Annotated in this window: 25 protein-coding genes and 1 riboswitch (1 of these 26 cut by a window edge); of the genes, 9 read left to right on the forward strand and 16 right to left on the reverse strand. The window is 46.9% G+C overall.

What is annotated here, in order from left to right; genetic code table 11:
• Nucleotides 1–18 precede the first annotated feature (18 nt).
• The 9 genes from rraA to priA form a co-directional block, all read right to left on the reverse strand.
• Nucleotides 19–507 carry a ribonuclease E activity regulator RraA gene (gene rraA / locus AR383_RS15010; RefSeq protein ID WP_055733867.1) on the reverse strand — a complete coding sequence of 163 codons (489 nt, stop codon included), beginning with the start codon at nt 505–507 and terminating at the stop codon, nt 19–21.
• Between the two features lie 162 nt (nt 508–669).
• Nucleotides 670–2,001 carry an HslU--HslV peptidase ATPase subunit gene (gene hslU, locus AR383_RS15015; RefSeq protein WP_055733868.1) on the reverse strand — a complete coding sequence of 444 codons (1,332 nt, stop codon included), beginning with the start codon at nt 1,999–2,001 and terminating at the stop codon, nt 670–672.
• Nucleotides 2,002–2,020: 19 nt separating this feature from the next.
• Nucleotides 2,021–2,551, reverse strand: coding sequence for an ATP-dependent protease subunit HslV (hslV, locus tag AR383_RS15020; RefSeq protein ID WP_055733869.1), 531 nt, complete (start codon nt 2,549–2,551; stop codon nt 2,021–2,023).
• Between the two features lie 110 nt (nt 2,552–2,661).
• Nucleotides 2,662–2,991: a hypothetical protein gene (locus AR383_RS15025; protein ID WP_055733870.1), complete on the reverse strand. Its 330-nt coding sequence runs from the start codon at nt 2,989–2,991 to the stop codon at nt 2,662–2,664.
• Nucleotides 2,978–3,646, reverse strand: coding sequence for an AAA family ATPase (locus tag AR383_RS15030; protein ID WP_055733871.1), 669 nt, complete (start codon nt 3,644–3,646; stop codon nt 2,978–2,980). The genes AR383_RS15025 and AR383_RS15030 overlap by 14 nt, the downstream gene beginning before the upstream one ends.
• 106 nt (nt 3,647–3,752) lie before the next feature.
• The gene (locus tag AR383_RS15035) at nt 3,753–4,055 is read right to left on the reverse strand and encodes a PilZ domain-containing protein (protein WP_055733872.1); all 303 of its coding nucleotides are present in this window, start codon (nt 4,053–4,055) and stop codon (nt 3,753–3,755) included.
• Between the two features lie 278 nt (nt 4,056–4,333).
• A complete protein-coding gene (locus AR383_RS15040) occupies nt 4,334–4,888 on the reverse strand; it encodes an SPOR domain-containing protein (RefSeq protein ID WP_055733873.1) in 555 nt (184 codons plus the stop codon).
• 2 nt (nt 4,889–4,890) lie between these two features.
• Complete coding sequence (argS, locus tag AR383_RS15045) at nt 4,891–6,642, reverse strand: arginine--tRNA ligase (protein ID WP_055733874.1); 1,752 nt, start codon at nt 6,640–6,642, stop codon at nt 4,891–4,893.
• Between the two features lie 152 nt (nt 6,643–6,794).
• Nucleotides 6,795–8,993 (reverse strand): primosomal protein N', encoded by a 2,199-nt coding sequence (gene priA, locus AR383_RS15050; protein WP_055733875.1) that lies wholly within the window; start codon nt 8,991–8,993, stop codon nt 6,795–6,797.
• A gap of 237 nt (nt 8,994–9,230) precedes the next feature.
• Here priA and rpmE point away from each other — a divergent pair, with 237 nt between their 5' ends.
• The gene (gene rpmE / locus AR383_RS21350; RefSeq protein WP_083481635.1) at nt 9,231–9,446 is read left to right on the forward strand and encodes a 50S ribosomal protein L31; all 216 of its coding nucleotides are present in this window, start codon (nt 9,231–9,233) and stop codon (nt 9,444–9,446) included.
• A gap of 129 nt (nt 9,447–9,575) precedes the next feature.
• On the opposite strand, the gene AR383_RS15060 is transcribed toward rpmE, so the two are convergent.
• From AR383_RS15060 to metJ, 5 genes are all read right to left on the reverse strand, one after another.
• Nucleotides 9,576–10,379 carry an ABC transporter ATP-binding protein gene (locus AR383_RS15060; protein ID WP_055733877.1) on the reverse strand — a complete coding sequence of 268 codons (804 nt, stop codon included), beginning with the start codon at nt 10,377–10,379 and terminating at the stop codon, nt 9,576–9,578.
• On the reverse strand, nt 10,376–11,278 hold the full coding sequence (locus tag AR383_RS15065) for an ABC transporter permease (RefSeq protein ID WP_055733878.1): 903 nt from the start codon (nt 11,276–11,278) through the stop codon (nt 10,376–10,378). Before AR383_RS15065 ends, AR383_RS15060 begins: the two co-directional genes overlap by 4 nt.
• 15 nt (nt 11,279–11,293) lie before the next feature.
• Nucleotides 11,294–12,250, reverse strand: coding sequence for an ABC transporter substrate-binding protein (locus AR383_RS15070; RefSeq protein WP_055733879.1), 957 nt, complete (start codon nt 12,248–12,250; stop codon nt 11,294–11,296).
• Between the two features lie 964 nt (nt 12,251–13,214).
• Nucleotides 13,215–13,661 carry a hypothetical protein gene (locus tag AR383_RS15075; protein WP_055733880.1) on the reverse strand — a complete coding sequence of 149 codons (447 nt, stop codon included), beginning with the start codon at nt 13,659–13,661 and terminating at the stop codon, nt 13,215–13,217.
• A gap of 171 nt (nt 13,662–13,832) precedes the next feature.
• Nucleotides 13,833–14,132, reverse strand: a complete 300-nt coding sequence (gene metJ / locus AR383_RS15080; RefSeq protein WP_055733881.1) for a met regulon transcriptional regulator MetJ — start codon at nt 14,130–14,132, stop codon at nt 13,833–13,835.
• 153 nt (nt 14,133–14,285) lie between these two features.
• Between metJ and metB the strand changes: the two genes are divergently transcribed.
• On the forward strand, nt 14,286–15,443 hold the full coding sequence (metB, locus tag AR383_RS15085; protein ID WP_055733882.1) for a cystathionine gamma-synthase: 1,158 nt from the start codon (nt 14,286–14,288) through the stop codon (nt 15,441–15,443).
• Between the two features lie 29 nt (nt 15,444–15,472).
• Nucleotides 15,473–17,881 carry a bifunctional aspartate kinase/homoserine dehydrogenase II gene (gene metL / locus AR383_RS15090; RefSeq protein WP_055733883.1) on the forward strand — a complete coding sequence of 803 codons (2,409 nt, stop codon included), beginning with the start codon at nt 15,473–15,475 and terminating at the stop codon, nt 17,879–17,881.
• Between the two features lie 150 nt (nt 17,882–18,031).
• Here metL and AR383_RS15095 read toward each other — a convergent pair whose 3' ends face one another.
• Nucleotides 18,032–20,107, reverse strand: coding sequence for an alpha-amylase family glycosyl hydrolase (locus AR383_RS15095; RefSeq protein WP_055733884.1), 2,076 nt, complete (start codon nt 20,105–20,107; stop codon nt 18,032–18,034).
• Between the two features lie 280 nt (nt 20,108–20,387).
• On the opposite strand from AR383_RS15095, the gene fabR reads away from it, so the two are divergent.
• Together fabR and AR383_RS15105 are read left to right on the forward strand one after the other, a co-directional pair.
• Nucleotides 20,388–21,008, forward strand: a complete 621-nt coding sequence (gene fabR, locus AR383_RS15100) for an HTH-type transcriptional repressor FabR (RefSeq protein WP_055733885.1) — start codon at nt 20,388–20,390, stop codon at nt 21,006–21,008.
• Between the two features lie 9 nt (nt 21,009–21,017).
• Nucleotides 21,018–21,356, forward strand: coding sequence for a DUF1422 family protein (locus AR383_RS15105; RefSeq protein WP_055733886.1), 339 nt, complete (start codon nt 21,018–21,020; stop codon nt 21,354–21,356).
• Between the two features lie 53 nt (nt 21,357–21,409).
• Here the strand turns inward: AR383_RS15105 and trmA are convergent, their stop codons facing one another.
• Complete coding sequence (trmA, locus tag AR383_RS15110) at nt 21,410–22,516, reverse strand: tRNA (uridine(54)-C5)-methyltransferase TrmA (protein WP_055733887.1); 1,107 nt, start codon at nt 22,514–22,516, stop codon at nt 21,410–21,412.
• 146 nt (nt 22,517–22,662) lie between these two features.
• Here trmA and AR383_RS15115 point away from each other — a divergent pair, with 146 nt between their 5' ends.
• The 4 genes from AR383_RS15115 to murI form a co-directional block, all read left to right on the forward strand.
• The gene (locus AR383_RS15115) at nt 22,663–23,844 is read left to right on the forward strand and encodes a DUF5610 domain-containing protein (RefSeq protein WP_055733888.1); all 1,182 of its coding nucleotides are present in this window, start codon (nt 22,663–22,665) and stop codon (nt 23,842–23,844) included.
• 56 nt (nt 23,845–23,900) lie between these two features.
• Nucleotides 23,901–24,120: riboswitch (cobalamin riboswitch) on the forward strand.
• 39 nt (nt 24,121–24,159) lie between these two features.
• Entirely contained in the window at nt 24,160–24,945 is a 786-nt protein-coding gene (locus AR383_RS15120; RefSeq protein ID WP_055733889.1) for a TonB-dependent receptor plug domain-containing protein, read from the forward strand.
• Nucleotides 24,903–25,991 carry a TonB-dependent receptor domain-containing protein gene (locus tag AR383_RS15125; protein WP_232304808.1) on the forward strand — a complete coding sequence of 363 codons (1,089 nt, stop codon included), beginning with the start codon at nt 24,903–24,905 and terminating at the stop codon, nt 25,989–25,991. The genes AR383_RS15120 and AR383_RS15125 overlap by 43 nt, the downstream gene beginning before the upstream one ends.
• An 80-nt stretch (nt 25,992–26,071) precedes the next feature.
• On the forward strand, nt 26,072–26,839 hold the 5' portion of the coding sequence (murI, locus tag AR383_RS15130; protein WP_055733891.1) for a glutamate racemase. 18 nt of this gene lie beyond the right edge of the window; only the first 768 of its 786 coding nucleotides appear in the window; the start codon lies at nt 26,072–26,074; the stop codon falls past the right edge of the window.

The raw sequence follows: 26,839 nt of genomic DNA on the forward strand, positions 1-26,839 counted from the left end.
TATTAAACACCTGAGTGCTTACTCTATGTCGAGCGGCTCAGGTGAAAGAATCACTCCGGTGGTATCGGCATAGATGTGATCTTCCGGTAGGAAGGTCACGCCGCCAAAGTTAACCGGAATGTTAATATCCCCAGTTTCATCATCGGCATCGGCACCAACAGGAATAGACGCCAGTGCTTGAATACCTATGTCTAGGTCTTCTAAAGCGTCAACATCGCGCACGCAACCATACACAATAATGCCATCCCATTCGTTCTCGGCAGCTGTCTCGGCAATGTTCACATCTACCAAGGCGCGACGCAGCGAACCGCCGCCGTCGATCAGTAATACTCTACCAGTTCCAGACTCCTGCACCACTTGCGCAATTAGTCCGGCATTTTCAAAGCACTTGATGGTGGTGATTTCGCCACCAAAGGCATTTCTGCCGCCATAACTAGCAAACATCGGCTCGACAACGTCAACTGTGTCGGCATAGAGGTCACAAAGTTCTGAGGTATTGTATTCCATGGTTTGGATCCTAAAATTGGCCCGAGTATTCGCTACCAGTATAAACCCTAAGTTGCCGTTTTCAATTAGGAAATGGTAAGAGCGTCAGAAAAGCGGAGTGTACTAAAGAGAGGCTGGCTTGGGAGCTAAAAAAAAGCCGCCAAATCGGCGGCTAATTTCACGCTATAGAATGAAGCGGCTGAGGTCTTCGTCGGCCACTAAGTCACCGAGGTATTTGCTAACGTAATCGGCATCGATGACCATGGTTTGCCCTGCGTTGTCTGAAGCGACAAAGCTAAGCTCTTCCATTAGTTTCTCCATTACCGTGTGTAAGCGACGTGCGCCAATGTTTTCGGTGCGTTCGTTTACCTGCCACGCTGCATCGGCGATTTTACGAATGCCGTCTTCGGTAAACTCAATGTTTAAGCCTTCAGTGGCCATCAGCGCTTTGTACTGCTCAGTTAGTGAGGCGCTAGGCTCGGTTAAGATCCGCACAAAGTCTTCGGCGCTTAGGGCGCTCAGGTTAACACGAATTGGCAAGCGGCCTTGTAGCTCAGGAATCAAGTCTGAGGGTTTGGCAACTTGGAAAGCGCCCGAGGCAATAAACAGAATGTGATCGGTTTTTACCATGCCATGTTTGGTATTCACGGTTGAGCCTTCAACTAAGGGCAGCAAGTCTCGCTGTACACCTTCACGGCTGACATCGGGGCCAGACACTTCGCCACGCTTACAAATCTTGTCGATTTCGTCTAAGAATACGATGCCGTTGTTTTCTACCGCATGCAGGGCTTTTTCTTTAAGCTCTTCTGGATTGATCATCTTGGCCGCTTCTTCTTCAACCAAAAGCTTGAAGGCTTCTTTAATTTTCAGCTTTCGCTTCTTGGTATCTTTATTGCCCGCTAGGTTTTGGAACATGCCTTGAAGCTGGTTGGTCATTTCTTCCATACCAGGAGGTGCCATGATCTCTACACCCACTTGCGGCTGAGCTAAGTCGATTTCAATCTCTTTGTCATCTAACTGACCTTCACGAAGTTTCTTGCGGAAGGCTTGACGTGTTGAGCTTTCTTCTGGCTTTTCATCGTGGCCAAAACTGTCTCGTGCGGGAGGTAACAAGGCGTCGAGAATGCGGTCTTCCGCTTGGTCTTCGGCGCGGTAACGAAACTTTTCGGTTTCTTGTTCGCGAGTAATCTTGAACGCCACATCGGCTAAGTCGCGAATGATGGTTTCCACTTCCTTACCCACATAACCCACTTCGGTGAATTTGGTGGCTTCCACTTTAATGAAAGGCGCATGAGCAAGCTTGGCTAAACGGCGGGCGATTTCAGTTTTACCAACACCAGTTGGGCCAATCATTAGAATGTTTTTAGGCGTGACTTCTTGGCGTAAATCATCGTCCAATTGCATGCGGCGCCAGCGGTTACGTAGGGCAATTGCCACTGCGCGTTTGGCGTCAGCTTGGCCAACGATGTGGTTGTCTAGTTCTGAGACAATTTCTCTTGGGGTCATTTCCGACATAATTTCTTCCTGCAAAGCCTTAGGCTTTAGCGTCTAATTCTTCAATAGTCTGGTTTAAGTTGGTAAATACGCAAATATTGCCCGCTATGGTTAAGCTTTTTTCGGCAATCTCTCTGGCACTTAAATCAGTGTTTTCTAATAGGGCGAGGGCTGCGGATTGGGCGAATGGCCCACCTGAACCGATGGCGATGAGGTCGTGTTCGGGCTGAACTACGTCACCATTGCCGGTGATGATCAAGGACGCTTCGGCGTCGGCTACCGCCAGTAAGGCTTCTAATTTTCTTAGCATGCGGTCGGTGCGCCAGTCTTTGGCCAACTCAACTGCAGCTTTAGTTAAGTGGCCTTGGTGCATTTCCAATTTGGCCTCAAAACGTTCGAATAGGGTGAAAGCATCGGCTGTGCCGCCGGCAAAGCCGGCCAGAACCTTACCGTGATATAAACGACGCACCTTTTTCGCGTTGCCCTTCATTACGGTGTTGCCAAGAGAGACTTGGCCATCGCCAGCAATAATGACTTTGCCATTGCGGCGTACGGAAACGATAGTAGTCACGTTATTTCCTCAGTTTGTTGAGCTAACTTACTACGTTAGCTTGGGCTATATCTGAGAAGTGGGGGATAGTGATAGGGATTTCAAGGTGTGGCTCAAAAAACTCGCCGAAATTAGCCGTCTTGATATCGCTTTAATAGATCTTGCTGTTGCTGAATGCTCAGTGAGGAAAATTGCTTTATTAATACTCGAAGTAGTTTAGATTTGGCTATCTGGTGCTGTAAAGCGGCTCGCTGTAAGTTATTAACTGCGCTGTTATCAAAGGTGAAGGTACAGTGGCGAAAGTTGGCAATGGGTTTGCCTTTCTCATCTTGTTTCGCCAGTAGGCTTAAACTAGGACGCCCTTGAGCGTAGTTGTCAGCATCTTCTATAAACTGGTCTACACTCAACTTTTTTCGCTGGTTGGGCTTGTTCGCCTGTTTTTTTAAATCAGATAAACTCATGAGAGTCTTCTTGTTCTATGGCGAAAAGTTCATTAACGATGGCGGCGATTTCTGCGGCGGCCTTGCCCTCTTGATCTATCTCTATTACCGAGCGGCCGCTTTCCTCGCTGTCATCATAAATGTTCCTTGAAAAGGTCACCGAGTCGAGTACGTGGAGGCCAAAGGAGCGACACACTTCTTTGGCTTCGAGAATACGTGTCACTTGGCTGGGCAATGAAGGACATTGGGTTATGACAAAACTGGCAACCATTTTAGGGTTGACCATTTTACAGGTACTGAGCATGTCTTCCATGTGCGGCAGGGTTTTTAAGTCACGGCGCTTGGGGCGCAGTGGAATAAGTACATACTTGGCTACCGACATAGCGGCACGCATGGCTAGGTTATCTTGGCCACCACAATCAACGATAACAAAGTCGTAGCCACTTTCTAGGCTAAGTAGATCTTTGCGAATTTTGCCGTACAGTTGAATACAAGAAATGCCGGGTAAGGACTCATCTTCGTTGCGGGCTTGTATCCAGTCGGATGTGGTACGCTGCGGGTCGCAATCAACCATTAGAATATTGGCATCGAGGCTTGTTTTAAGATGCACCGCGATATTTTGTGCCAAGCAGCTTTTGCCGCTGCCTCCTTTCTCTCCACCCACCAGTATTAACATGGCTGCTCCTTGTTATCATGACTTGTTATGCCTTATTAGCATAGACGGTGACAAGTTAAGATAAGTATAAGACAGTTGGTCAATTTTGCTTAAGTTGATAGCTTTTCTATTGTAATAACAAAAACATATGGTAGCTGGAAAAGTTCTTTCGATGACAGCGCGCCACTTTGGCTTTGAGTTCGGTATTACTGGCTTGCTCAGAAGTGAACTTTACGATGAGTTTGGTGCCGATAGGTAAGTCGTCACTATGGGTGATTAACATACCTCTACGAGAGATGTCGATGCAGATAGCTTCAATCGATTGTTGCTCGCCGTTGCTGTCTTTCCAGTTAATTTGAACTGGCTCATTTTCAAGATCGAGTCGCATAGAGCGACGGCGGTCAAGTTGCTCTAGTTCGGTGTTTTCCATTTCGTCGCGTTCCCTAATTAGCATCGCGGGCGAAGCTTATAAAAAGCCCACATTTTAAGTAGTTATAACGTATTAGCTTAGCTACATTTTTATAACATAGTTGAGAAGCAGTTCAAATAACTAATATTTTTAGTTGTTTAGCATTGCATTTGGCCTCTAATTCACTAAGAAACCAAGTGCTTAAGTACTTGGTTTAGAGGCTTACTTGGCATTATCGCTAATCCGTAGCAGACCCGTGGGATAGCGAGTACAAAAAAGGGCCTAGTAGGCCCATTTTTTTAGAAACTCCAGTGCCAAATTTGGCAGCCGTTGATTTTAGCACGCTGTAAGATGTGGCGATCTCGCTCGGCGTCTCGTTTGCTTGGGTAGGGGCCAAGTACTACACGATACCATGCTCCATTGCTGCCTTCGGTACGCTTAATTTGGCTTTCTAAACCGGCAAAGGCGATCAGAGCTTTGCTTTCTTCGGCGCGGTCTCGACTGCGGAAGGACGCGCATTGCATCTGGTAGGGCTTGCTCGGTTTCTGTTGCTCGGTAATTTCTACCTCAACCTGTTTCTGTTCAAGCTCTTTTACGTAGCTACGCTCTTTGGGCGGTTCTGGTAATTGGGCTTTGGGTTTAGCCGGACTAGGCGCTGGAGTTAATTCACTTAAGCTGGGCGCTGGTGTAGGGGCTGTGCCTTTAATATTAAATAGCAATACAGCAAATCCAATAATTGCCGCTAGCACAGCCAGTGCTAGCGGAATAGGAAAGCGTTTAGGCTGATTCGCCGCACGGCTAGATTTCGCCGTGCGCTTTTTGGGCTTACTGCGCCCTACATAGTCCTTGGCCATGCTTACATCCGTTCCAGGGTCTCAATTCCTAGTAATGATAAGCCTTGGTTTAGTACCTTCGCTGTTAGGTCGGCTAGGCGCAAGCGGCTGCACTTCTGCTGCTCATTAACATCTTTAAGGATTGGGCAGGCTTCGTAAAAGGTCATGAAGGCTCCAGCCAATTCATAGAGGTAGTTACACATCATGTGTGGCATACCCTTGTTGGCTACATTATGTACCGCATCGCTAAATTGGATCAGTTTTTGCGCCAAGGCGATTTCTGCATCCTGTTCTAAGTTGATAGCTTGGTTAAGCGCGCTAATATCGAGCTCAGAGCGGCGAATAATCGATTGGATGCGGGTATAGGCATACTGCAAGTAAGGTGCGGTATTACCGTTGAAGGCCAGCATGTTTTCCCAATCAAAGATGTAATCGGTGGTGCGGTTTTTCGATAAATCGGCATATTTTACCGCGCCCATCGCAATCACTTTGGCGGCTTGAGCTTGTTGTTCGGCATCAAGGTCACGAGACTTTTCTGCCACGATGGTTTGGGCGCGCTGCTCGGCTTCTTCTAACAAATCAACTAATTTAACGGTGCCGCCACTACGGGTTTTAAACGGACGGCCATCTTTACCTAGCATCATGCCAAAGGCGTGGTGCTCTAGTGGGACTTCTTCAGGCACGTAACCGGCTTTACGAACGATGCTCCACGCTTGCATTAAGTGCTGATGCTGGCGAGAGTCGATGAAATACAATACTCGGTCAGCGCCTAGCTCTTGGTAGCGGTATTTAGCACAGGCAATGTCGGTGGTGGTGTAGAGGAAGCCACCGTCTTTTTTCTGAATGATCACGCCCATAGGGTCGCCATCTTTGTTTTTGTATTCATCTAAAAAGACCACGGTGGCGCCGTTGTCTTCTACCGCGAGGCCTTGTTGTTTAAGATCGCTAACAATGTTGTTAAGCATGGGGTTGTACATGCTTTCGCCCATCACATCATCTTTGCTAAGCGACACGTTCAGGCGATCGTAAACTGCTTGGTTGTGGTTAAGAGTAATGTCGACCAGTTTGCGCCACATGGTGTTGCAGTATTCGTCGCCACTTTGCAGTTTCACAACATAGTTGCGGGCTCGCTCGGCAAAGGCTTCGTCGCTGTCGTAGCGTACCTTTGACTCACGGTAAAACGCTTCTAAGTCGGCTAACTCGATGCTACCTGCATCGGTACCGCGTTGTTCTATTTCTTCTAAGTTGGCAATCAACATACCGAACTGGGTTCCCCAGTCACCGATGTGGTTGGCGCGGATCACCTTGTGGCCTAGAAATTCTAAGGTGCGAACTACCGCGTCACCAATGATGGTGGAGCGCAGGTGGCCAACATGCATTTCTTTTGCGACGTTGGGGGCAGAATAGTCCACAACGATGGTTTGGCTTTGCTCTACTGGCTTAACGTTGGCGTTAGCTGAGTTAGCCATGGCTTCAATTTGACTCGCTAACCAATCGTTATTTAAGTAAAAGTTGATAAAGCCCGGTCCGGCGATGTTGGTTTTTTCAACCAAGTCGGATTGAGGCAGGTTGTCCACGATAAGCTGGGCTAATTCACGCGGGTTTTTGCCTGCTGGCTTGGCCGCCATTAGGGCTAGGTTGGTGGCTAAGTCACCATGAGCTTTGTCTTTGGTTCGGTCGACCTGAATTCGGGGTTCGAATTCTTCAGGTAGCAACTGTTGTTGTTTCAGGGCTATGACCGTTTGTTCCAGAAGTTGTTGAATAAGCTCTTTCATTTAGGTTGACACCAATCTCGCGTAAATAAACTGTACAAAGCGGGCATTTTACCGACAATCGTTGACGAAAACTATCTCTTATCGGGCCTATTTCTGTCCTTGGAACGATTTGCTGGCGATCGGCCAGTCCTTGTTTGGTAAGCCTTGTTCGCTTATTGCATATCGTAGGGATCGATATCTAAGGACCAGCGTACCTTGCGACTGAGCTTTTGTGCTTCTAATTGGGGCAGTAGTTGATGCACGAGCTGATGCAGCGGCGCGCGCTGCTCGGCTTGAATCAGCAATTGCATGCGGAATTTCCCTGCTCTGCGAGCCTGCGGCGCTGGGCTGGGTGGAAACACCCAAGTGCCTGCTTGTTGTAGCGGCTGAGCCAGTTGATAGACTTGCTGGCTAAGCTCTTGTACCGCGTTGCCATCGACACTTTCAAAGCGAAATAGCGCCTGAAAACTAAACGGTGGGAGTTCGGTGTCCCTGCGCTCGTTCAGAGCAAAGCGAGCGAAATGCTGATAACCATTGTTAATTAAGTCCTGTAATAACTCATGTTCGGGGTGATGAGATTGCAAGATCACCTTGCCGAGTAAGTTGGCGCGCCCTGCGCGTCCGGCCACTTGCACATAAAGCTGAGCTAAGCGTTCGGGGGCGCGAAAATCTGAGCAAAATAGCGCATGGTCGATGTCCAGCAGTGCTACCAAGGTGACATTAGGAAAGTGATGGCCCTTGGCGAGCATTTGGGTGCCAAGCAAGATTTGGTAGCGATGTTGGTGAATATCATCCAGTAGCTGCTCTAAACTGCCTTTGCGTCTAGTGCTATCGCGGTCGATGCGAGCGACTTGGTAGTCGGGGAAAATACTCAGCAAGGCCTCTTCGAGTTGTTCGGTGCCTAAACCGGTGGTTACCAGGTTAGTGGAGCCACATTGGCTACATTGCTGGGGCACCGCTTTTTGGCTGCCGCAATGGTGGCAAGCGAGATGGCGCGGCTGCTGGTGATAGGTGAAGTAGGCTTCACAGCGCTCGCATTCACAAACATGACCACATTCATGACATAACAAGGCGGGCGCGTAACCGCGTCGGTTCAAAAACAGCATCACTTGGCGTCCGGCTTTTAGCTCCTGACGCATTGCTTTAATCAGTGCCGGAGATAGGCCGGAGTTAAGTGGCTGTTGGCGTATGTCCAAGAGTTGTTGCTCGGCTTGTAGCGCATTACCTGCGCGTTGCTTCAAGCTAAGGTGAGCGTAACGCCCGCTTAGGGCATTTTGTAGGCTTTCCAAGGAGGGGGTTGCCGAGCCCATTACCACCGGTATTTTTTCCATGCGGCCACGCACAATAGCTAAGTCGCGAGCATGATAGCGAAAGCTATCTTGTTGCTTAAACGAGCTGTCGTGTTCTTCATCGATGATAATTACCCCCGGCTTAGCTAGCGGGGTAAACACCGCCGAGCGAGTGCCGATAATAATACCGGCTTCACCGCGCTTAGCCTTTAACCAGGCACTCAAGCGTTCGTTGTCATTTAGTCCTGAATGAATGGCAAAAACGGGCACCTTAAAGCGTTCACTAAAACGCGCTAGGGTTTGTGGCGTCAGCCCAATTTCGGGTACTAATACCAGTGCTTGGGTGCCTCGGGCTAGCGCTTCGGCTATCACGTTGAGGTAGACTTCGGTTTTTCCCGAGCCGGTAATACCTTCAATAAGAAAGGCCTGAAACTGACCAAGGTGTTGGTTAATCGCCGCTACTGCGATGGCTTGCTCGGCATTTAATTGCAATGGCGCTTGTTTGTTGGTGTCTTCACTGGCCCATAGTTGTGCCTGTGGATGAATGGTGATTTTTTCAATGATGCCTTTGTCGTGCAGTGTTTTAATGGCGCTGCGCGATAAGTCTTGTTGTTTGCATTGTTGCTCGGTGAGGGGGCTATGCTGCTGCAAGCTGGCTAAGACTACGCCTTGTTTGGGGGCGCGTTTATAATCATCGAGATTAATCGGCATGGCCGTTTCGCTTATACGCCAAGCTTCAATGGCTTTGGGGCGAGCTGGCTCTCCTTTGCGTAATAGCGCCGGCAAGGCTTGGCTGATCACATCTCCCAAGCTGTGGTGGTAATAGCTACTGGCCCAGTTCAGCAAATTGAACAAGCTGTCGGGCAGCAGTGGCGTTTGATCTAAGCTTTCACTAAAGGGTTTGAGTTTATCTTCGGCAACATCGCTGCTGCTGGGATGTTCCACTACCAGACCCACTTTTTCTCCCTTAGCAAAAGGCACCTTCACTCGGCTACCTATCACAGGCAGAGTAGCGCCTTGGGGGACGCTGTAATCAAAAAGGCGACGTAGGGGAATTGCTAAAGCGACGCGAACTATAGACACGAATTGATAAACTCTTATAAAACCTGTCTCATTCTACTGGCAGACTAGCTTGCGGCGCAAATGAACTACTTAGTGATTTTTGCTGCTTAATTGTCAATCAAGCTTGCTAAGCTCGATGGCTTCTTATATGATCCGCCACCTAAAAATTTATAGGCTCTGATAGAGTTGTTTTCGTATGGTGTTTGGTGTCAATTGTGGCGACCAGATGGCGATACGGCCCATGTATTGAGGTAATCCATGAAAACTGATATCCACCCAACTTACGAAGTACTTACTGCTACTTGTTCTTGCGGTAACGTAATCGAAACTAAATCTACTCGCACTGGTACTATGTTCCTAGACGTATGTGACAAATGTCACCCGTTCTACACTGGTAAGCAACGTAACGTTGATACTGGTGGTCGTGTTGATCGTTTCAACAAAAAATTCGCTGTATTGGGCGGCAAAAAATAAGCCAGTCTTATTTGAGTTGTTATACAGCAAAAAAAAGCGCCTAAGGGCGCTTTTTTTATGGCTGGCGTTTAAGCCAAGCCCAGTGTTTTTAATGGATGAGCTTAAACTCATCCATTTTCGTTTTGGGGCTTAGCTATCTAATAGCAGTTTGTCGTCGTCCAGTTCGCTTTGATCGTTACGTGCCTTAGCAAATAGATCGAGTAGATCTTTTACCTCGCATTGGGCGCGAGTTTCGCCACTTAAATCAAAGACTATCTTACCCTCGTGAAGCATGATGGTGCGATCTCCGTAGTCGAGCGCTTGGCGCATCGAGTGGGTCACCATCATCACAGTGAGTTGTTTTTCACTAATGATTTGTGAGGAGATATCCATGATTAAGGCGGCGGTTTTCGGATCAAGTGCGGCGGTATGCTCATCTAATAGCAAGATGCTACTGGGTTGCAGCGCCGACATTAATAAGCTTACCGATTGACGCTGACCACCCGACAGTAAACCCATCTCGGCATCTAAGCGGTTTTCTAAACCAAGGTTGAGTCGGCTGAGCTGCTCACGAAATAGTTGGCGAAGCTTCTCGTTTAAGGCCGAACTAAGTTTGCCGCGGCTGCCTCGGCCATAGGCCAAAGCCATGTTTTCTTCAACGGTTAAACTGCCGCAGGTGCCGGCTAAGGGGTCTTGAAATACTCGGGCGATGTCTTTGGTGCGCGCAGTTGCTGGCAAGCGGGTGACATCACGGGTATCGAAGAAAATTTTCCCGGCAGTAGAGGGAATGTCACCGGCGATCGCGTTTAGCAGGGTGGATTTCCCCGCACCATTAGAGCCAATCACCGTAACAAATTGTCCTTGTTCGATACTCAGATCAACGCCACGCAGGGCTAACTTTTCAGTGGGTAGGCCTTGATTAAAGGTGACATGTAGATTTTCGCAGCGGATCATTGTTGAGCCCCCTTGGCGCGTTTAGCTTTCCATTCATTGCGCAGTTGCGGGAAGATTAAGGCCAGCCCTACCAATACCGCTGTGATTAAATTTAAGTCAGAAGCGGTAAAACCGAGGAAGTCGGCATTTAAGGCTAGTGATACCGCTACGCGGTACAGCAGCGAGCCAATAATGCAGCTTAAAACAATCACTACCATCGAGCGGCTAGAGAACATCGACTGACCAATAATCACTGCCGCCAAACCCACCACAATGGTACCTATGCCCATGGTGGAGTCGGCAAAGCCGTTGGTTTGCGCAAACAGTGCGCCAGCTAAACCGACTAAGCCATTTGACAGGGCCAAACCTACATAGACTTTTTCTTTTACTACGATACCGTTGGCCTGAGCCATACGGGTATTGGCGCCCACCGCGCGCATGGCTAAACCGTATTGAGTATTGAGGAACCACGCCACAATTAAACCAACAATGATAGAGCAGGCCGCTACAAACAGTACTTTTAGGTACATATTAGGAATGCCTAAGCTTTCAAATGGTGTAAGTACTGTGGGTTCCATAATCAATGCGACATTGGGTTTGCCCATTACCCTTAGGTTAATGGTATACAAGGCCGTCATGGTTAAAATACTGGCCAGCAAATGCAGAATATTAAAGCGCAGGTTTAACCAAGCGGTGACTAAACCGGCGCAGGCGGCCGCCAATGCGCCTGCGAGGGTGGCTAAATAGGCGTTAAAACCTAGCACGATTAGGGTGGCTGTAACGGCAGCTCCCAAAGTAAAACTACCATCTACGGTCAGGTCGGGAAAATCTAATACGCGAAAGGTAAGATAAACCCCAATGGCCACCAAGCCATAGATAAAGCCGATTTCTAAGGTGCCCAAAAAAGCAAAAGTAGACATGAACTCGCCTTATGATTAGTAAATTTTATTGGCGCGCTGTTGCACACTTTGCGGAATGGTCACACCCATGCGCTGGGCCATTTTAGAGTTAATGAATAAGTTGGTACCTTCGGCCATTTTTACGTCGATATCACCCGGTTTTTCGCCCTGTAATACGCGCAATACCAATTCACCAGTTTGATGACCTAAGTCGGCGTAATCGTAACCCACGGCGGCTACTGCGCCACGTTCAACCGAGGCGGTATCGGCGGCAAACACCGGGATTTGAGCATCAATACCCACTTTTACTACCGATTCAAAAGCACTAATAATGGTGTTGTCGGTTGAACAGTAAATCGCTTCCGCTTTGCCTACGAGTTGCTTGGCGGCAATCATTACATCGGATGATTTAGGGGCAGCAGACTCTATCACCTCAATGCCCATCTCTGCGGCCGCGGCTTTCATTGCTTCAACAATGGCAACGGAGTTAGCTTCGCCGGGATTAAACGGAATGCCAATGCGTTTTAGCTCGGGGAGAAATTCTTTCATTAATGCGAGGTGTTGTTTCACATTCACCATGTCACTCAAGCCTGTCACGTTACTGCCAGGCTGGTTTAAGCTGGGTACTACTTTAGCGCCAACAGGGTCGGTAACCACCGAAAACACCACTGGGATATCTTGGCTAGCGCTAACGGCTGCTTGGGCTGAAGGTGTGGCAATGGCCACAATCACATCGGGTTGTTCGCCCACTAACTTACGAGCAATTTGGGCCGCGATAGCGGGCTGACCTTGAGCGCTTTCGTAGGTGAATCTCATTTTATCACCTGCGTAGCCGTGCTCTTCTAAGTAAGTTTTAATGCCATCACGTACGGCATCTAAGGCTGGGTGTTCAACAATGGCGGTGGATACCACGTAAACAGGTTCGGCATGCAGTGAACTGACCGCCAAACTTGCGCTTAATAGCATGGTTTTTAACACAGCATGTAGTTTCATAAATAGGTCCCTTTATTATCTTTTTCTATGGTGTTTGCGTTGCGGCATAGTTTACTTCACTGGTTAGACGCTGAAAACGGCTAGTATCAGAAAGCGAGAGTTTTATTCTTGGTTTTTGCGAGCAAACTCTAAGCCTTGCTGCATTATGACTTAAGAACAGCGGCGCGTCTGTGGGAAATAGCCAGTGGCGCTAAAGGCGGTGGTGATGTTGGACAGAAAGCAGCTTAAGTCACTTGCTCAGCGAGTAACAAATTTACCCGCCGAGGCATCAGCTAGTCGACTTAGCTAGCCCGCTTAAGCGAAAGGAATAGCCGAGCTTAAGGGCGGTTAATCGTCGTTATCTTGTTCGGCTAGGGTGGCTTTTTCTAAAGCGGGATCGGGTTTGTCTTTTTGTAGGTCGTGGAAAATGTTAGATAAGTATATCGAACGAAGAAGTCAAAATTACCGTATTGTTTTTCTTTCTTTATTCTTACCGCATAGTTACTGCCACCTTTTTGCTAAGCTATGGTCGGTGAAGCTTAATGATGTCACCGAAGGCGAAATATGACTGTCTTTAGCTTAGATTTTTATGAATAATATGGTCAATAATTGTGGAGTGCTCAAAAGCACAATGTTAAAGTCGAACCATAAATCATACTTGGTAAGCACACGGAGAGTTTGGTGTTGTTAAAGCGCAGAGTTTTTTGGTTAATTGTTGTAGCGGCGTTGTGTAGCGGACTGTCTTGGTATTTTATTGATAGTACTTCGGATCTAGTACTTGCACATTGCCTAATTGTTTTTTCAGTCGCCTATGATGTAATCAAGCATAGGCGAGTGAAAGTAAACTAGTAATTCGAACTGGTTTTTGTAGATGGTGCGGTTGCCAACATTCGTCCTAGCCCATCAGGAAGATCCTTTAGTGCATGTTGACTAGAATGTTTAGAGGTATTAATTACGTTGCCCTTAAAGTCTTTGGTTATTGTCGTTATGGTTTGAGTAAGTATTCTCGCCATATACGGGTGGGGGAATAAGAGAATTCATGGGTGAAGATAAGCTCATAAGTCCAGCCTCTTGCCATTCTTGGGTAAGGTATTTGAGCTTGTAATTCGTCCTTTGCAATGGCTGCCAATGTTCCAATCGCCATTCCTCCAAAACCACTTGTAGCTACTGTTACTCCAACGGTTAATAAAGCAGTACCAAAGTGGCCAGCTTGGCGAATGGTTTTTTCCCATTCCATGTTCCAGCGAGTGGCGCTTTCATCTGTTGGGAATTTATAAGTATGTGATTTAGTGCTGGTAGATTTCTGTCGAACAAAGCAATTAGGCGCTTTTCCTCTGCCTATCCAGTGTCCACCATCAGTCCAGTTTAATCTGTTAGCACACTTAGTTTCTAATTGTTTTCTTTGAGCAGCTGTTATTGTTTGAAGGTTCACGTTTGACTCCGATGTGTAAACTTATATTTTTATCAATATAGGCAGCTGAAATCAAATACTCCTTATTAAATAATGAAGTTAGCTAGACTTTATTAACTAGCTATTCATCTAAATTCAATGCGTTTAGGTTCACTTAGAAAAAAGCCGCTAAATGAGCGGCTTCCGAGTATCTTATTCTTCTTTATCTTGCTCGGCTAGGGCGGCTTTTTCTAAGGCCGGATCGGGTTTGTCTTTTTCTAGGTCGCTATCGTCAGGGAGGGGTTGACCAGTATAAGCGTGCAAGAAGGCCTCGCAGAGTAACTCACTGTTGGTGGCATGGCGCAAGTTATTAATTTGTCTGCGGGTACGCTCATCTGTGAGTATCTTTAATACCTTTAAAGGAATTGATACTGTGATTTTTTTTACTTGTTCGCTTTTTTTTCCGTGTTCAGCATAGGGGCTGATCCACTCACCGTTCCAATCTGTCGACATATTTGCAATACACACCAAACTAAAGAAACCCTATTGTAACGGGGGAAATGTCACTTAGCAATCCAACAGCAAAGACATTTAGACGTCTAGAAGTGTTGACGTCCTTTTTGCTAGTGGTAAAGTGGCAGGATATTTTGAGGGAGTAAATCAGCCATGTCTTTAAAAGATCTTCAGGCAGCAACCATTGCGGTGCGCAGTGGTATAGAAAGTGACAGCCAACATGGGGCGATAGTGCCACCTATTTATTTGTCGAGTAATTATAGTTTTGCTGACTTTAACCAGAAGCGACAGTTTGACTATAGCCGCTCAGGTAACCCTACTCGTCAATTGTTAGCCCAAGCGATTGCTGATCTGGAACATGGTGCAGGGGCGGTGATAACCAATACCGGTATGTCGGCGGTGAATTTGCTTACCGCGTTGCTTGAGCCTGGAGATTTGTTGGTGGCGCCTCATGATTGCTACGGTGGTAGCTATCGCTTGTTCGATAGCTTAGCCAAGAAAAATGCCTTTGAAGTGGCCTTTGTCGACCAAAATGATCAGCAAGCTTTAAGCGCGTTGTTAGCCAAGAAACCTAAATTAGTGTGGTTAGAAACGCCCAGTAATCCTTTGTTAAGAATTGTTGATATTCAAGCTATCGCGGCTCAAGCCCATGCGGTTGGCGCTTTGTTGGTGGTAGACAATACCTTTTTATCTCCTGCCTTACAAAATCCGATTTTGCTGGGAGCCGATATAGTGGTGCATTCGGCGACCAAATATATCAATGGCCATTCTGACGTAGTAGCGGGCATGGTGGTGGCTGCAGATGCCGAATTGGCTGAACACTTAGCGTGGTGGGCGAACTGTTTGGGCTTAACCGGTTCAGCCTTCGACTCTTATCTTACCTTGCGTGGCCTGCGCACTCTTAAAGCACGCATGAACGTGCACCAACAAAATGCCCAAGCCCTAGTTGCTTGTTTGCAACAGCAGCCTTTAGTTAGCGCAATTTACTACCCTGGCTTGGCAGAGCACCCCGGTCATGCTTTAGCTAAAGCCCAACAAGCGGGCTTTGGTGCTATGTTTAGTTTCGAGCTGAACGTAGATGAAAGCAAAATGGCGGCTTTCCTTAAACAGTTAAAGCTGTTTTCTTTGGCGGAGTCTTTAGGTGGTGTTGAGACCTTGATTGCTCACCCTGCCACTATGACCCATGCAGCGATGTCGGCTGAGGCCTTGGCGGAAGCGGGGATTTCTCAGCACTTATTACGGGTGTCTGTGGGCTTAGAAGACGCCCAAGATTTAGTCAATGATTTACAGCAGGCCTTTGCTCACTTGTAGTCTAGCCAGCATAGATAGAGAGGTTAACCATGTCGGTAACTAGGCATGTACATAAATTTGGTGGCAGTAGCTTGGCCGATGCCGATTGTTTTAAACGCGTGGCGGCAATTGTTCAGGAACATAGCCAGAAACAAGATCTCATCGTGGTTTCTGCTGCCGGCAAAACCACTAATCGTTTATTGAATATTATTGAGCTGGCGAAGCAAGCCGATAATGCGGCGGCTGAAGCCTTAGCGGCGCTGATCGATTTTCAAAGCAAGCTGGTGACTGATTTGCTTAGCGAGGCTCCGGCTCAGCTTATATTAAGCGAACTGGATAATGAGCATCGCCAAATCGCCGCTGTTTTAGAAGGCGAGTTGGATGTATTTAACGGTAATGAAGTGCTTTCTTTTGGTGAGCGCTGGTCAGCTCGCTTATTAGCGGCCTTACTTTGTGAACGCGATTGCCAAGCAGATTGGTTGGATTCGCGACAGTTCTTCAAAGCTGAATACGCAACCCAACCGCAAGTGGATGCTGAGCAAAGTGCTCCCCTGCTGGCCAAATGTTTAGCGGAAAAAGCCGCTTGCCGTATAGTGGTTACCGGGTTTATTTGTAGCGATAGTCAGCAACGCACCGTGACTCTAGGACGCAATGGCAGTGATTATTCGGCCACAGAATTGGCGGCCTTAGCGGATGCCGTGTCTACCACCATATGGAGCGATGTAGCAGGCATTTATAGTGCCGACCCGCGCTTGGTGAAAGAGGCATTCTTACTCGAAAACCTCGCTTTAAGCGAGGCTTACGAACTGTCACGTATCGGCAGCTCAGTATTACACGCTCGTACCTTAGAGCCCTTAGCGCGTTCGCGACAAAAAGTCAGTTTACGTTGCAGTTATGCGCCAGCATCAGGCCAAACCGTAATTCATCGTAAGGCGGCTAAGAGTAATGGCGCCAAAATCGTTAGCTCTGTGGATGACATCGTATTGTTGGAGCTGAGTTTTCAGCAAGATTTCCTCAATAATGCCAATGCCTTGTTGGCGCGTCTTGGTGAGCATCAAATGGCACCGATTACTCGCCACAAACATGCAGAAAGCGCTTCTTTACGCATGGCGTATACACCAGAGCGAGTAGCAGAAGCCTTAACTATCATCGATCAATTTGCAGCCGAGTTTGCGGTGACGGAAGTCGCCAAAAAACAAGGCTATAGCCTGTTGGCCTTGGTGGGGGCTGGAGTATCTGAACAACCACGCCAATGTTATTTATTCTTCCAACAATTGGCTGAGCAGGCATTAGAGTTTATTCACTCTAGTGAAGATAAGCTCAGTCTTTGTGCGGTAGTGAGAAGGGTCACCTTAGACCCGCTACTGATTGCGCTACATCAGCAACTATTTAAGCAGAAGCGTCGCTTAGGGCTGGTGGTCTTTGGTAAAGGTAACATTGGCAGCCAATGGTTGCAGTTGTTTAGTCAGCAGCAAGCAAAGTTAGAGCAGCAACATCAATTGGAACTTCATTTGGCAGGCGTGTTTTCTAGCCAAGCTGGTCATATTGATTTTTCTGGGGTGAGTGTTGAACAGTGGAGTGAACAGGGAGATACCCCGCTTATTTGGCCTGAGGTAATGGATAAGCTGAAACACCATCCTTACGATGAGCTGGCCATTTTGGATATCACCGCTAGTGAATCATTGAGCGCCTATTATGCTGAGTTTGCCCGTCATGGCTTTCATTTAATCACTGCGAATAAGCATGCTGGAGCCAGTGCTCAGGCTAATTATGCGGCGCTGCAACAAGCCTTTAGTGACCATTCTTCACTGTGGCTAAGCAATGCAACGGTAGGTGCCGGCTTACCGGTGCAAAAGAGCATTCAAGATTTACTTGATTCTGGAGACCAAATCCACTCCATATCGGGAATTTTTTCGGGAACTCTGAGTTGGTTGTTTCAACAATACGACGGCAGTGTGCCCTTCTCCGAATTATTAAACGATGCTTTAAATCAAGGCCTGACCGAGCCAGACCCGCGTGAAGACTTGTCTGGAAATGATGTACAGCGTAAGTTGCTGATTTTGGCGCGTGAAGCGGGCTTAACTATGGACTTACAAGATATTCAGCTACGCTCTTTGGTGCCTGACTCCCTAGCCCAATTAACTGTGGATGAGTTTTTAGATGCCATGAGTGAGCTTGATGAACCGATGTTACAAGCCTATAAGGATGCGCAACGCCAAGGTAAAGTGATTCGCTTTTTAGCTCGAGTTGATCATCAAGGCCAAGCGGAGGTTAGACTAACGAGTGTGTCTGAGCACCATCCTTTTGCTAATTTAAAACCCTGCGATAACGTGTTTGCGATTGAAAGCGCTTGGTATAAACAGAACCCCTTGTTGATTCAAGGGCCGGGCGCAGGACGCGAAGTTACGGCTGGTGCAATTCAAGCTGATTTAGTCACGCTGTGTAAGTACGTTCGATAAAAAAAAGGCCTCTTACAAACAGTAAGAGGCCGAACTAGGATATTAAGGGTGTTTACAAACGCTTGAAGGTTGCTACCTTCGCTCTAGCTTTAAAGGTTGCTAGATACCTTCTGCACTTCAAAGAAGGGCGATTGCCCTTCGTCTGGAATGTTACTCACACTTGCTTATCATCATGGTTCCGCCTGTTAAGGCAGCATTGATTTCAAAGCTGTATACATAGTTGCCGGCTTCGGGAATCACCACTGTAGACTCGGTGCCTGGACCGCTAGCTACGCTCATGGCTAACTCATTAGCAATGCTGGCAGTACCAGTAGCACTGGCAAATTCGTAGTTCCACTCAGCAGAAGCAAATTTGAAACCGAACGAGGTAGCTTGGCTTTCAGTTACCACTACTTGGTAGATGTTGTCGCCTTTGTAGCTAAACTGATGGCTGTCCGGAGTCGCGTTAAAACCATCTCCGCCAGTATAGTTTCCGCGGATCCACATGCCTTCGCCTAATGGACCGTCGCCAGCTACATCGGCAGCATTACAGTCAGCTAATGGGCCTGTGCCAACCAGACCACCGCCATTTCCTTGCTGAGGACCCTCTGCGGTAGGAGAGACAACTTCTAGGAATAAAGACTCTAAACCCTCGATTTCGATGCTATAGCTACCAGAAGCGATATCGATAGTTTCATTGCTTAACAGGTTACGTAATTGACCATTACTGCCAATTTCCTCACCGGTAACATCAATAGTAATGGTGCCGGTTGAAGTATTGCTAAGGAACAATACGGTGTTGTCTTCAGCTTGTTTATGGTCGAAGAAGACATCTGCCGAATGTTCAGTCGCAATGGTGGTACGCTCACCTTTGTATAAAGCAGGGTTCGCTGCACGCATGGTCATTAAGGCTGCGACATAATCGCGTAAATCAGCTTGGTTAGCATTGGCGGTAAATAGCTCGTTGTTGGTGCGAGCACCAGTTGGTAAGCCTTCTACTTTACCGTTATTGCGAGCTACGTGGTCATCACATAGGCCTAAATCGGCACAAGTCGTGTTGTCGACTTCCTCAGCAAAGTTAGGCACTTCATCACCGATTTCTTCACCGTAGTAAAGAGTAATAGGGCCAGTGTAAGCTGCTAAGAAAGCATATGCTGCTTTATGACGGTTCCAGTATTCGGCGTCACTAGGTTCGGCGATGTTGCCTCGTTGTAATAAGTCACCAAAACGCAGTAAGTCGTGGTTACCGATGAAGCCATTAGGAACAGCATGGGCTGGATTGGCAATTTGAGCACTGTAAGCAGAGGCTAGATTGCTGGCATCGCGTCCACCACTGCCACTCTCTTCAACCGCAAAGGTTTGAGTGATTGCGTAGCGCATTGGGAAGTCAAAGGCCGAACAAATGCCAGGCGCGGTTTCTGGACCATAACCTTCTTCACGGATTTGGCTACCACCGCCATCCCAAATTTCAGCCACCATGTAAGCCAGCGGATTTACCGTTTCACCATTCATGGTGTAAGTGGTCGCAGCAGAGGCATCTTCTACGGCTTTACGAATTTCACCCCAAGCGCCAATTGGCACTTGGTAGGCTTGGTCTAAACGCCAGCCGTCAATACCTAGCTCTTCTACCCAGTAGCTAGCTACTTCTTTATAAAATTCAAGGGTATCGTTGTCGGTACCAGGGTAACTTACCGGGTTGCTACCGCCAGATGGTGTTAGGCCATTAGGTGAAGGTGTTACATTACCTTTATGGTGGCCAAAAACGCCATCAAATAATACATACATGCCACGAGCGTGTGCTTCGTTTACCAGTGTTCTGGCTTGCTCAAGAGTGCCAAAGTTTGGATCGATGGCAAAATAGTTACGGGTAAAGTAGCCCGTTGCATCAAGTCTATCGCTGCCTTCTGAGTCGAAAATAGGCGTTAACCAGATGGCGTTCATGCCCAGATCTTGAATGTAATCTAGAGAGTCGATAACACCCTGTAAATCACCTTTGTGGTGGCTAGTACCATAACCCGTGTTGTAGTCATGGTTTGAATCACCGTCGATAAAGGCTTCGGTCATGACTTGATAAATGCGTAGCTCTTGAGCCTTTTCATAAACACCGGCATCACAGGCGTAGGCTTGATATTCGTAATCTGGGGTGGTTGGTGTTGTCGGTGTTGAATCATCGCCACCGCCACCGCCACCACAGGCGCTTAAACCAAATACAACTGCCATTGAGATGGCGCTTTTGGACCAATTCATTATTCATCCTTGCTAGATACGTCTTCGATAGCCAGAGTTAATCACAGAGCCTAAGGACTAGATACTTGATAGCGTTTTCAACTTGATGGAAAATTGACCTAGCTCGCATCTTTGCCTTTATTGAGAATCCGCTTTTTTGATGAAAGGCTTTTCACTTTTATGGATTAAATTAGAAAGCTAAATTTTTAGTGAAGCATTAATAAAAGCGGGATCTGACAAGATTTGGGTTTTTGACTTAGCGCGGTATGATAGCGCCACCAAGGTGAGGAAAGCGTAGTATATGAGTGGTGTAAGAGCACAGCAAAAAGAGAAGACCCGCAGAGCCATTATTGAAGCTGCGTTTACCCAGTTGAGTGCCGAACGTGGTTTATCGAGTTTAAGTCTTAGGGAAGTGGCCCGAGAAGCCGGCATTGCCCCCACGTCCTTTTATCGACACTTTGCCGATATGGAGGAATTAGGCTTAACTTTGGTGGATGAAGGTGGTTTAACCCTGCGTCAATTAATGCGTCAAGCTCGGCAACGCATTATTGCCAATGGTGGCAGTGTTATTGGCACCTCTGTAGAAACCTTTATGGAGTTTGTTTGTAATAACCCCAATGTATTTCGCTTGTTATTGCGTGAACGCTCTGGCACTTCTCCAGCATTTAGGGCCGCAGTAGCGAGGGAGTTTACTCACTTTATCGCTGAGCTTACCGACTATTTAGAGTGGCAGTACCGTTGTCCACGAGAGGATGCTGAGATCCAAGCGGAAGCGATGGTGACGTTGGTATTTAACGCCGGGGCTTCGGCGCTAGACTTAGCGGAGCAGGAGCGTCAGTTACTAGCAGAGAAAACGGTGAAACAATTACGTATCGTTGCCAAGGGAGCGGCACTGTATAATCGCTCGGAAACCTTAAGTTAAGAGGTGTTTATGCCAGTTAGAAAATCCTTATTAGTATTAGCCTTTATTGCCGGTTTATCGGGAAGCGCTAGCTTGGCGGTGTTAACCGTAGCGGAGCTGGCTTTTTCTATTTTCCCAATACTGACTTTTGGCCTAGCGATAGTGCAACTATATCAGCTATATATGGATAAAGACCTCAGCGAAGACTCTCCGTTATTAAGTGTGGCTGCATTTGTATTGGGGGCCTTAGCTTATTCGGCTTTGTTGCGTGCGCAACTGCCAGACTTGGGCAGTAACTTAGTGTTATTGATTATTTGCCTCGGCTTGGGTTTGTGGTTAATGGCAAAAATAGGTGGTTTTAAGCGTTAAATAGTTAGAGGCAGAGCTGCGCAAGCTTATTGCACAGCTCAAGCTTGAAGTATTTAGCTTCGTCGTTGCAGGTACATGCCCACTTCAATGTGATTGGTATAAGGGAACTGATCGAATAAGGCCCAATGACTAATTTGGTGAGTTTTACTTAGGCTCACTAAGTTGTCATATAAGGTATTGGGGTTACAAGAGATGTAGACGATGTTGTCATAAGCTTGCACCATGCCGAGGGTGGCATCATCTAGGCCCGCCCGCGGGGGGTCGACCAAAATGGTATTACATTGATAGGAGCCCAAATCTACCTCGGCTTCCTTCAAACGACGAAACTCTCTTTCGCCTAACATGGCTTGGGTGAACTCTTCAGCAGATAAACGTAAAATTTTTACATTATCTATATCGTTTGCTTTGATATTGTATTGCGCAGCTTCAACCGAAGGCTTGGCTATTTCGGTAGCCAGCACACGTTGAAAGTTTTTTGCTAAGGCCAGCGAGAAATTACCATTACCACAATACAACTCTAAGAGATCGCCTTGGCTGTTGGCCGTGGCTTGTTGAGCCCATTCCAACATGTATTGATTTACTACGGCGTTGGGTTGAGTAAAGCTATTTTCTATCTGCTGGTAGATCAGCTTTTCATTGTTGATAGTTAATACTTCATCTACTCGGTCTTGATCTAAACAAATTTTTTGTTTGCGTGAGCGGCCAATAAGCTGGATAGAAAAGTGCTGGCTGAGCTCGGTTTTTAATTGTTCGGCGGCTTGCTGCCAAGCCTCATCAATCGGCTTGTGATATAGCATGCTTACGATCACTTCATCACTTAAGGTCGATAGAAAATCCACCTGAAATAACTTGTGGCGCAGTAGAGAGTTAGCTTTTAGCTTCTCAATTAATAGTGGCATTAATTGGTTAATCAGCTCACTGGCTGGTGGAAAACTGTCTACTCGAAACTTCTGCTTAGTTTGTTGATCAAACATGATGTAGTACAGATCGTCACCTTCGTGCCACACTCGAAATTCAGCTCGCATTCGGTAGTGCTTCAATGGAGAGGCAAATACTCCAGGCTCCGGTGGTGAGAACTCGGCAAATTGTTGGCAGCGTTGGTTGACTTTTTCGGCCAAGAGTTCTTGGTATTGGTCTGGATAATATGCGATAGCGCTCATGGCCTCTCCTCTGTTCTAACAAGCTGCGCAATTTAAAGGCGCATTGCTTGCTTGTCCAGTTTATCTACAATAATAGTGAGATTATTTCTAAAGTTTTAATTTAGCTCGCCGATAAGGCTTGACTAGGGTAAATCCGTGGAGGCCTTATGAATGAACTAAATGGTGTGGGTAAAACGTCGGTGCAGCATTACGCTGAGCGTTTGTTAAAGCAGTCTAGCCCTGCAATAGAAAAGCGTAATGAACTGGCAAACGATAAAGCGAGTTTGCATAAACAAGGGGCTATCGCTAGCCACGTATTGTTGAGCTCGGTTGAAAAACACACCTTATCCATGGCCAGCGGTGGAGTGAGCTTAGCGAAACCCCAACAAGTCGAACTATTTGATGCCGAAGAAGTCGCGCGCAATGTGCTCAATTTTGTGGCCAGCTCTTTATACAGTGCCAAGCAATCGGGGATGCCTGAAGACCAACTTGCCGAGATGATGGCGCAAGCGCGTAAAGGCGTAGATATGGGCTTTGAAGGTGCTCGCGAAGAATTGGGTGATGCTGGCTTACTCGATGAGGAACTCGCTAAAGGCATCGATAAAAGTTATGACTTAATTCAAGACGGATTAGAAAAGATTGAAGAGGGTGATTACCAGCTTGAATCGGTGCCAATTCAACAGCAAATGGCTATGGCGAGTAGTCACTCCGCCTCTATTGAGTTAGAAACCGCCGAAGGTGATAAGGTCACCATCAGTTATGGCTCGCAATTAGCAGCTAGTTATAGTGAAGGGCGTTCTTCAATACAAGCGTCTTTGAGTTCCCAGCAGCAATTCAGCTTTTCTGTTGAAGGCGATTTAAATGATGATGAGCTGGCCGCTATTGCTGATTTAGTCAAACAAGTTGATAAAGTAGGGGCTCAGTTTTTCAAGGGAAATCTCGACCAAGCTTTTGAGCATGCCTTGAGTATTGGTTTTGATGAACAGCAATTGGTGGGTTTTGCGGTTAATTTTGAACAGCAGCAAAGCGTTGCGGTGAGCCAAGCTTATCAAACTGCAAATCAGCCAAGCGAAAACAGTTCTGAATTAATACCAGAATTAAGTGAGTTTTTAAGTTCTTGGCAAGAAATTCAAGCTAAGGTGAGCGCCCTGTTTGCCGAGCCGCAAGCTTCAACTGAACGTTTACTCGATGGGATATTGCCTCTATCTAGCCCTGCGGAACCCGCAGATAAAGCCGCTGATGTAGCACGCTTTAAAGGATTTGCCGAGCGCATGGCCGAGGCTTTAGCAATGTTTAACGCCCCACCGTCTAGCGCTCCTGCGAATAACGCTGCAGACAATATTAGTTAATTTCAAGTTGATAAAATATGAGGCTTTTTGTGCTATCAATCACATTAAGCCTCACTTATAATCTCGCCCGCTGTGGTGTTTCGTTTTTGCGAAACTTAATAGGGAATCTGGTGAAAATCCAGAACTGACGCGCAGCGGTAAAGAGGAACGAAAGCTCAAGGATTGACCTGTTCAAGGATCTCCAGACACTGTTTGCATTGTTAAACGGGAAGTCGCAGCCGTAGTACAAGTTATACGCCTCCAAGTCCGAATACCTGCCACAACGCACATGCTGTTATACAGCAAAAGTACTACGCGAAGATTAGGATCAAATCGATGAAAAAGCTTATTCTACTGGCGGCTATTGCGCCAGCTTTCGGCTATGCCCAAGAAACCTCCCAACAGCAAACTATGGTGGTGACGGCCAATCGCATGCAACAGCCTGCCAATAGTGTTATTGCCCCTTTGACCATAGTTAATAGAGAACAAATCGAGAATAGTGGTGCCCAAGATATTGTTGATGTTTTGAAACAGCAGGTGGGCATTAGTGTGACTCGTAATGGTGGTGTTGGCCAAACTGAAAGTGTCTTCATTCGCGGTACCAGTTCAGCCCAGTCTTTATTCTTGATCGATGGTGTGCGAGTAAATACTGCTACCAATGGTGGCGCTCAATTATCCTTGTTACCTTTAGAGTTTGTTGAACGAATTGAAATTATACGCGGGGCTCGTGCTTCGATTTATGGAGCCGATGCGGTGGGCGGAGTCATTAACGTTATTACTCGCCCTGAGTTTGGACAGCAGTTCTTAGGCTTGAAGGCGGCTTTAGGCACAGAAGACAGTGCTAAATTTGCTGTTCGTGCTAGCGGACTCGCCACCGATAATACCCAATACAATGTGGTGCTCAATGCTAATCGCAGTGACGGTTATGATATTCGTCCTCAAGATACTCTTAATGAAGACTATGGTTATGAAAGCTTAGGGGGCTTGTTCAGCATAGAACATCGCTTTAACCAGGCTTGGCGTGCCAGCATTTTCACTCTATATAATGAGGGTGAATCCGAGTACATTCAGGGAAGCAAATACCTAAACAAACAAAAACAAGCGGTTTATGGGCCAAGCTAAATTATCAAGCTCAGCAGTGGACTAGCGAATTAGCCTTAAATTACCAACAAGATCGCTCAGATAGTGCCGATGCGACTAACTTTGTTAACCCAGACCGTTATTTCACCGAACGCCAGGCTGTAAATTGGCTAGTTGCCTACCAGCTAAATAAGCAATGGTTGTTGCAGGGCGGAGTCGATCTGCAAAATGAAGATATTTCGGGTTCTAGCGTGGTCTACCAAAAGCAAGACCGAGATAACAATGCGGTATATGTTAATGCTCGCGCTGATTATATTAAACACGTGCTTGAAGCGAGCTTACGTCACGATGACAACCAACACTACGGTGAACATACCACCTATAATGTAGGCTGGTCATGGCAGTTACAAAATGATCTACGCTTTAATGCTCTGCACGGTACTGCCTATCGAGCCCCTACCTTCAATGACCTTTATTATCCCGGTAGCGAAAATCCCAACTTGAAAGCCGAAACCTCGACCAATACCGAGTTTGGTTTCGCCTTAGATTTGGTACGCGCGCAGTGGCAGTTTAATGTTTTTCATAACGACATAGAAAACCTGATTGCTTGGGGCTGTGTGGCTAACTGTGATAATGACTATAGCGGAGCCCCTGATAGCTGGCCTCTATGGACTCCGGATAATGTCAATGATGCACGTATTCAAGGTATTGAAGTACAAGGTGACTTTTCGACCGCTTGGCTAAACCATAGAATTATCTTGGAATTGTTGGATACTGAAGACAAGGCAACAGGTAAACGGTTGATCCGTCGTCCGCAGGAGCAAATCAAGTACAAAGCCGATGTTAACTGGCAGCAGCTTAATGTGGTATTAGATGTTTTGTGGCGTGGCGAGTCTTATGAAGATGCAGCTAATACACAAGTACTAGATAGCTATGCTGTTTGGGATTTAAGTGCTAACTATCGCTTTACTAACGGCTTCAGATTAGATGCCAAATTGCACAATCTGTTTGATAAAGAGTACTCTACAGCGGCTAACTACCAAGGTCGTGGTCGTAGTTTTGAACTAGCTGCTAGTTATCAGTTTTAAAAGCACTGGCTTAGCGTAGCTCTCAGCCCTAGCTTTGGTTAAACTAGGGCTGATTTTTCTTTGAGGCGCACTAATCGGCCATGCATGTTCTTGTTTTTGATTCAGGTGTCGGTGGCTTATCCATTCTAGAGCAATTACAAGCTCTTAACCCCGAACTGCAATATAGCTATTTATTCGACAACCTATACTTTCCCTACGGTGAATTATCCGAAGACGCATTAATTCAGCGGGTGAGGTCGCTACTAACAAAGGCCGTCTCAGAGCTACAGCCTGAGTTATTGGTCGTGGCCTGCAACTCGGCCAGTACTCTAAGCCTACCTTATTTACGTGAAGCCCTTAGTATTCCGGTGGTAGGGGTGGTGCCTGCTATAAAGTCAGCGGCAATGTATAGCAAGACTCGTCACTTTGGCGTGATAGCGACTCCGGGAACAGTTGAGCGAGCCTATACGGAGAAGCTGATCGCCGATTTCGCATCCGATTGCAAAGTAGAACTATTAGGTTCAACCCTATTGGTAAAATTGGCCGAACAGAAACTGGCAGGGAAAAGCATTCAGCTGGAGCTGATAAGAGAAGCACTTCATCCTTGGTCTACTTTGGAAGATTTAGATTGTGTGGTGCTTGGCTGTACTCATTTTCCCCTACTCAAGGAAGAGCTTCAGCTGATTTTAGGGCAAGCTGTTAGACTGATTGATTCAGGCGAGGCTATAGCTAAGCGAGTTCGTCACCTATTACAATTAGACGCGGCGCCTAAAATTCAGGCAAAAAAAATGGAGGCACGTGCTTATTGCACTAAAACCTCCACAGAGTTGGGCTTTCAGCAAGCCCTGCAAGCCTATCGTTTAACTAGC

Origin of the sequence: Agarivorans gilvus, assembly GCF_001420915.1 — a bacterium.
Classification (GTDB): domain Bacteria; phylum Pseudomonadota; class Gammaproteobacteria; order Enterobacterales; family Celerinatantimonadaceae; genus Agarivorans; species Agarivorans gilvus.

Coding starts and splice junctions, on each gene's coding strand:
- AR383_RS15120 (WP_055733889.1), top strand. CDS start 24,160: ATGAAAAAGCTTATTCTACTGGCGGCTATTGCGCCAGCTTTCGGCTAT.
- AR383_RS15070 (WP_055733879.1), bottom strand. CDS start 12,250: ATGAAACTACATGCTGTGTTAAAAACCATGCTATTAAGCGCAAGTTTG.
- AR383_RS15095 (WP_055733884.1), bottom strand. CDS start 20,107: ATGAATTGGTCCAAAAGCGCCATCTCAATGGCAGTTGTATTTGGTTTA.
- AR383_RS15030 (WP_055733871.1), bottom strand. CDS start 3,646: ATGTTAATACTGGTGGGTGGAGAGAAAGGAGGCAGCGGCAAAAGCTGC.
- AR383_RS15025 (WP_055733870.1), bottom strand. CDS start 2,991: ATGAGTTTATCTGATTTAAAAAAACAGGCGAACAAGCCCAACCAGCGA.
- AR383_RS15060 (WP_055733877.1), bottom strand. CDS start 10,379: ATGATCCGCTGCGAAAATCTACATGTCACCTTTAATCAAGGCCTACCC.
- rraA (WP_055733867.1), bottom strand. CDS start 507: ATGGAATACAATACCTCAGAACTTTGTGACCTCTATGCCGACACAGTT.
- AR383_RS15035 (WP_055733872.1), bottom strand. CDS start 4,055: ATGGAAAACACCGAACTAGAGCAACTTGACCGCCGTCGCTCTATGCGA.
- argS (WP_055733874.1), bottom strand. CDS start 6,642: ATGAAAGAGCTTATTCAACAACTTCTGGAACAAACGGTCATAGCCCTG.
- metL (WP_055733883.1), top strand. CDS start 15,473: ATGTCGGTAACTAGGCATGTACATAAATTTGGTGGCAGTAGCTTGGCC.
- metJ (WP_055733881.1), bottom strand. CDS start 14,132: ATGTCGACAGATTGGAACGGTGAGTGGATCAGCCCCTATGCTGAACAC.
- rpmE (WP_083481635.1), top strand. CDS start 9,231: ATGAAAACTGATATCCACCCAACTTACGAAGTACTTACTGCTACTTGT.
- hslU (WP_055733868.1), bottom strand. CDS start 2,001: ATGTCGGAAATGACCCCAAGAGAAATTGTCTCAGAACTAGACAACCAC.
- AR383_RS15065 (WP_055733878.1), bottom strand. CDS start 11,278: ATGTCTACTTTTGCTTTTTTGGGCACCTTAGAAATCGGCTTTATCTAT.
- fabR (WP_055733885.1), top strand. CDS start 20,388: ATGAGTGGTGTAAGAGCACAGCAAAAAGAGAAGACCCGCAGAGCCATT.
- AR383_RS15115 (WP_055733888.1), top strand. CDS start 22,663: ATGAATGAACTAAATGGTGTGGGTAAAACGTCGGTGCAGCATTACGCT.
- trmA (WP_055733887.1), bottom strand. CDS start 22,516: ATGAGCGCTATCGCATATTATCCAGACCAATACCAAGAACTCTTGGCC.
- AR383_RS15040 (WP_055733873.1), bottom strand. CDS start 4,888: ATGGCCAAGGACTATGTAGGGCGCAGTAAGCCCAAAAAGCGCACGGCG.
- metB (WP_055733882.1), top strand. CDS start 14,286: ATGTCTTTAAAAGATCTTCAGGCAGCAACCATTGCGGTGCGCAGTGGT.
- AR383_RS15105 (WP_055733886.1), top strand. CDS start 21,018: ATGCCAGTTAGAAAATCCTTATTAGTATTAGCCTTTATTGCCGGTTTA.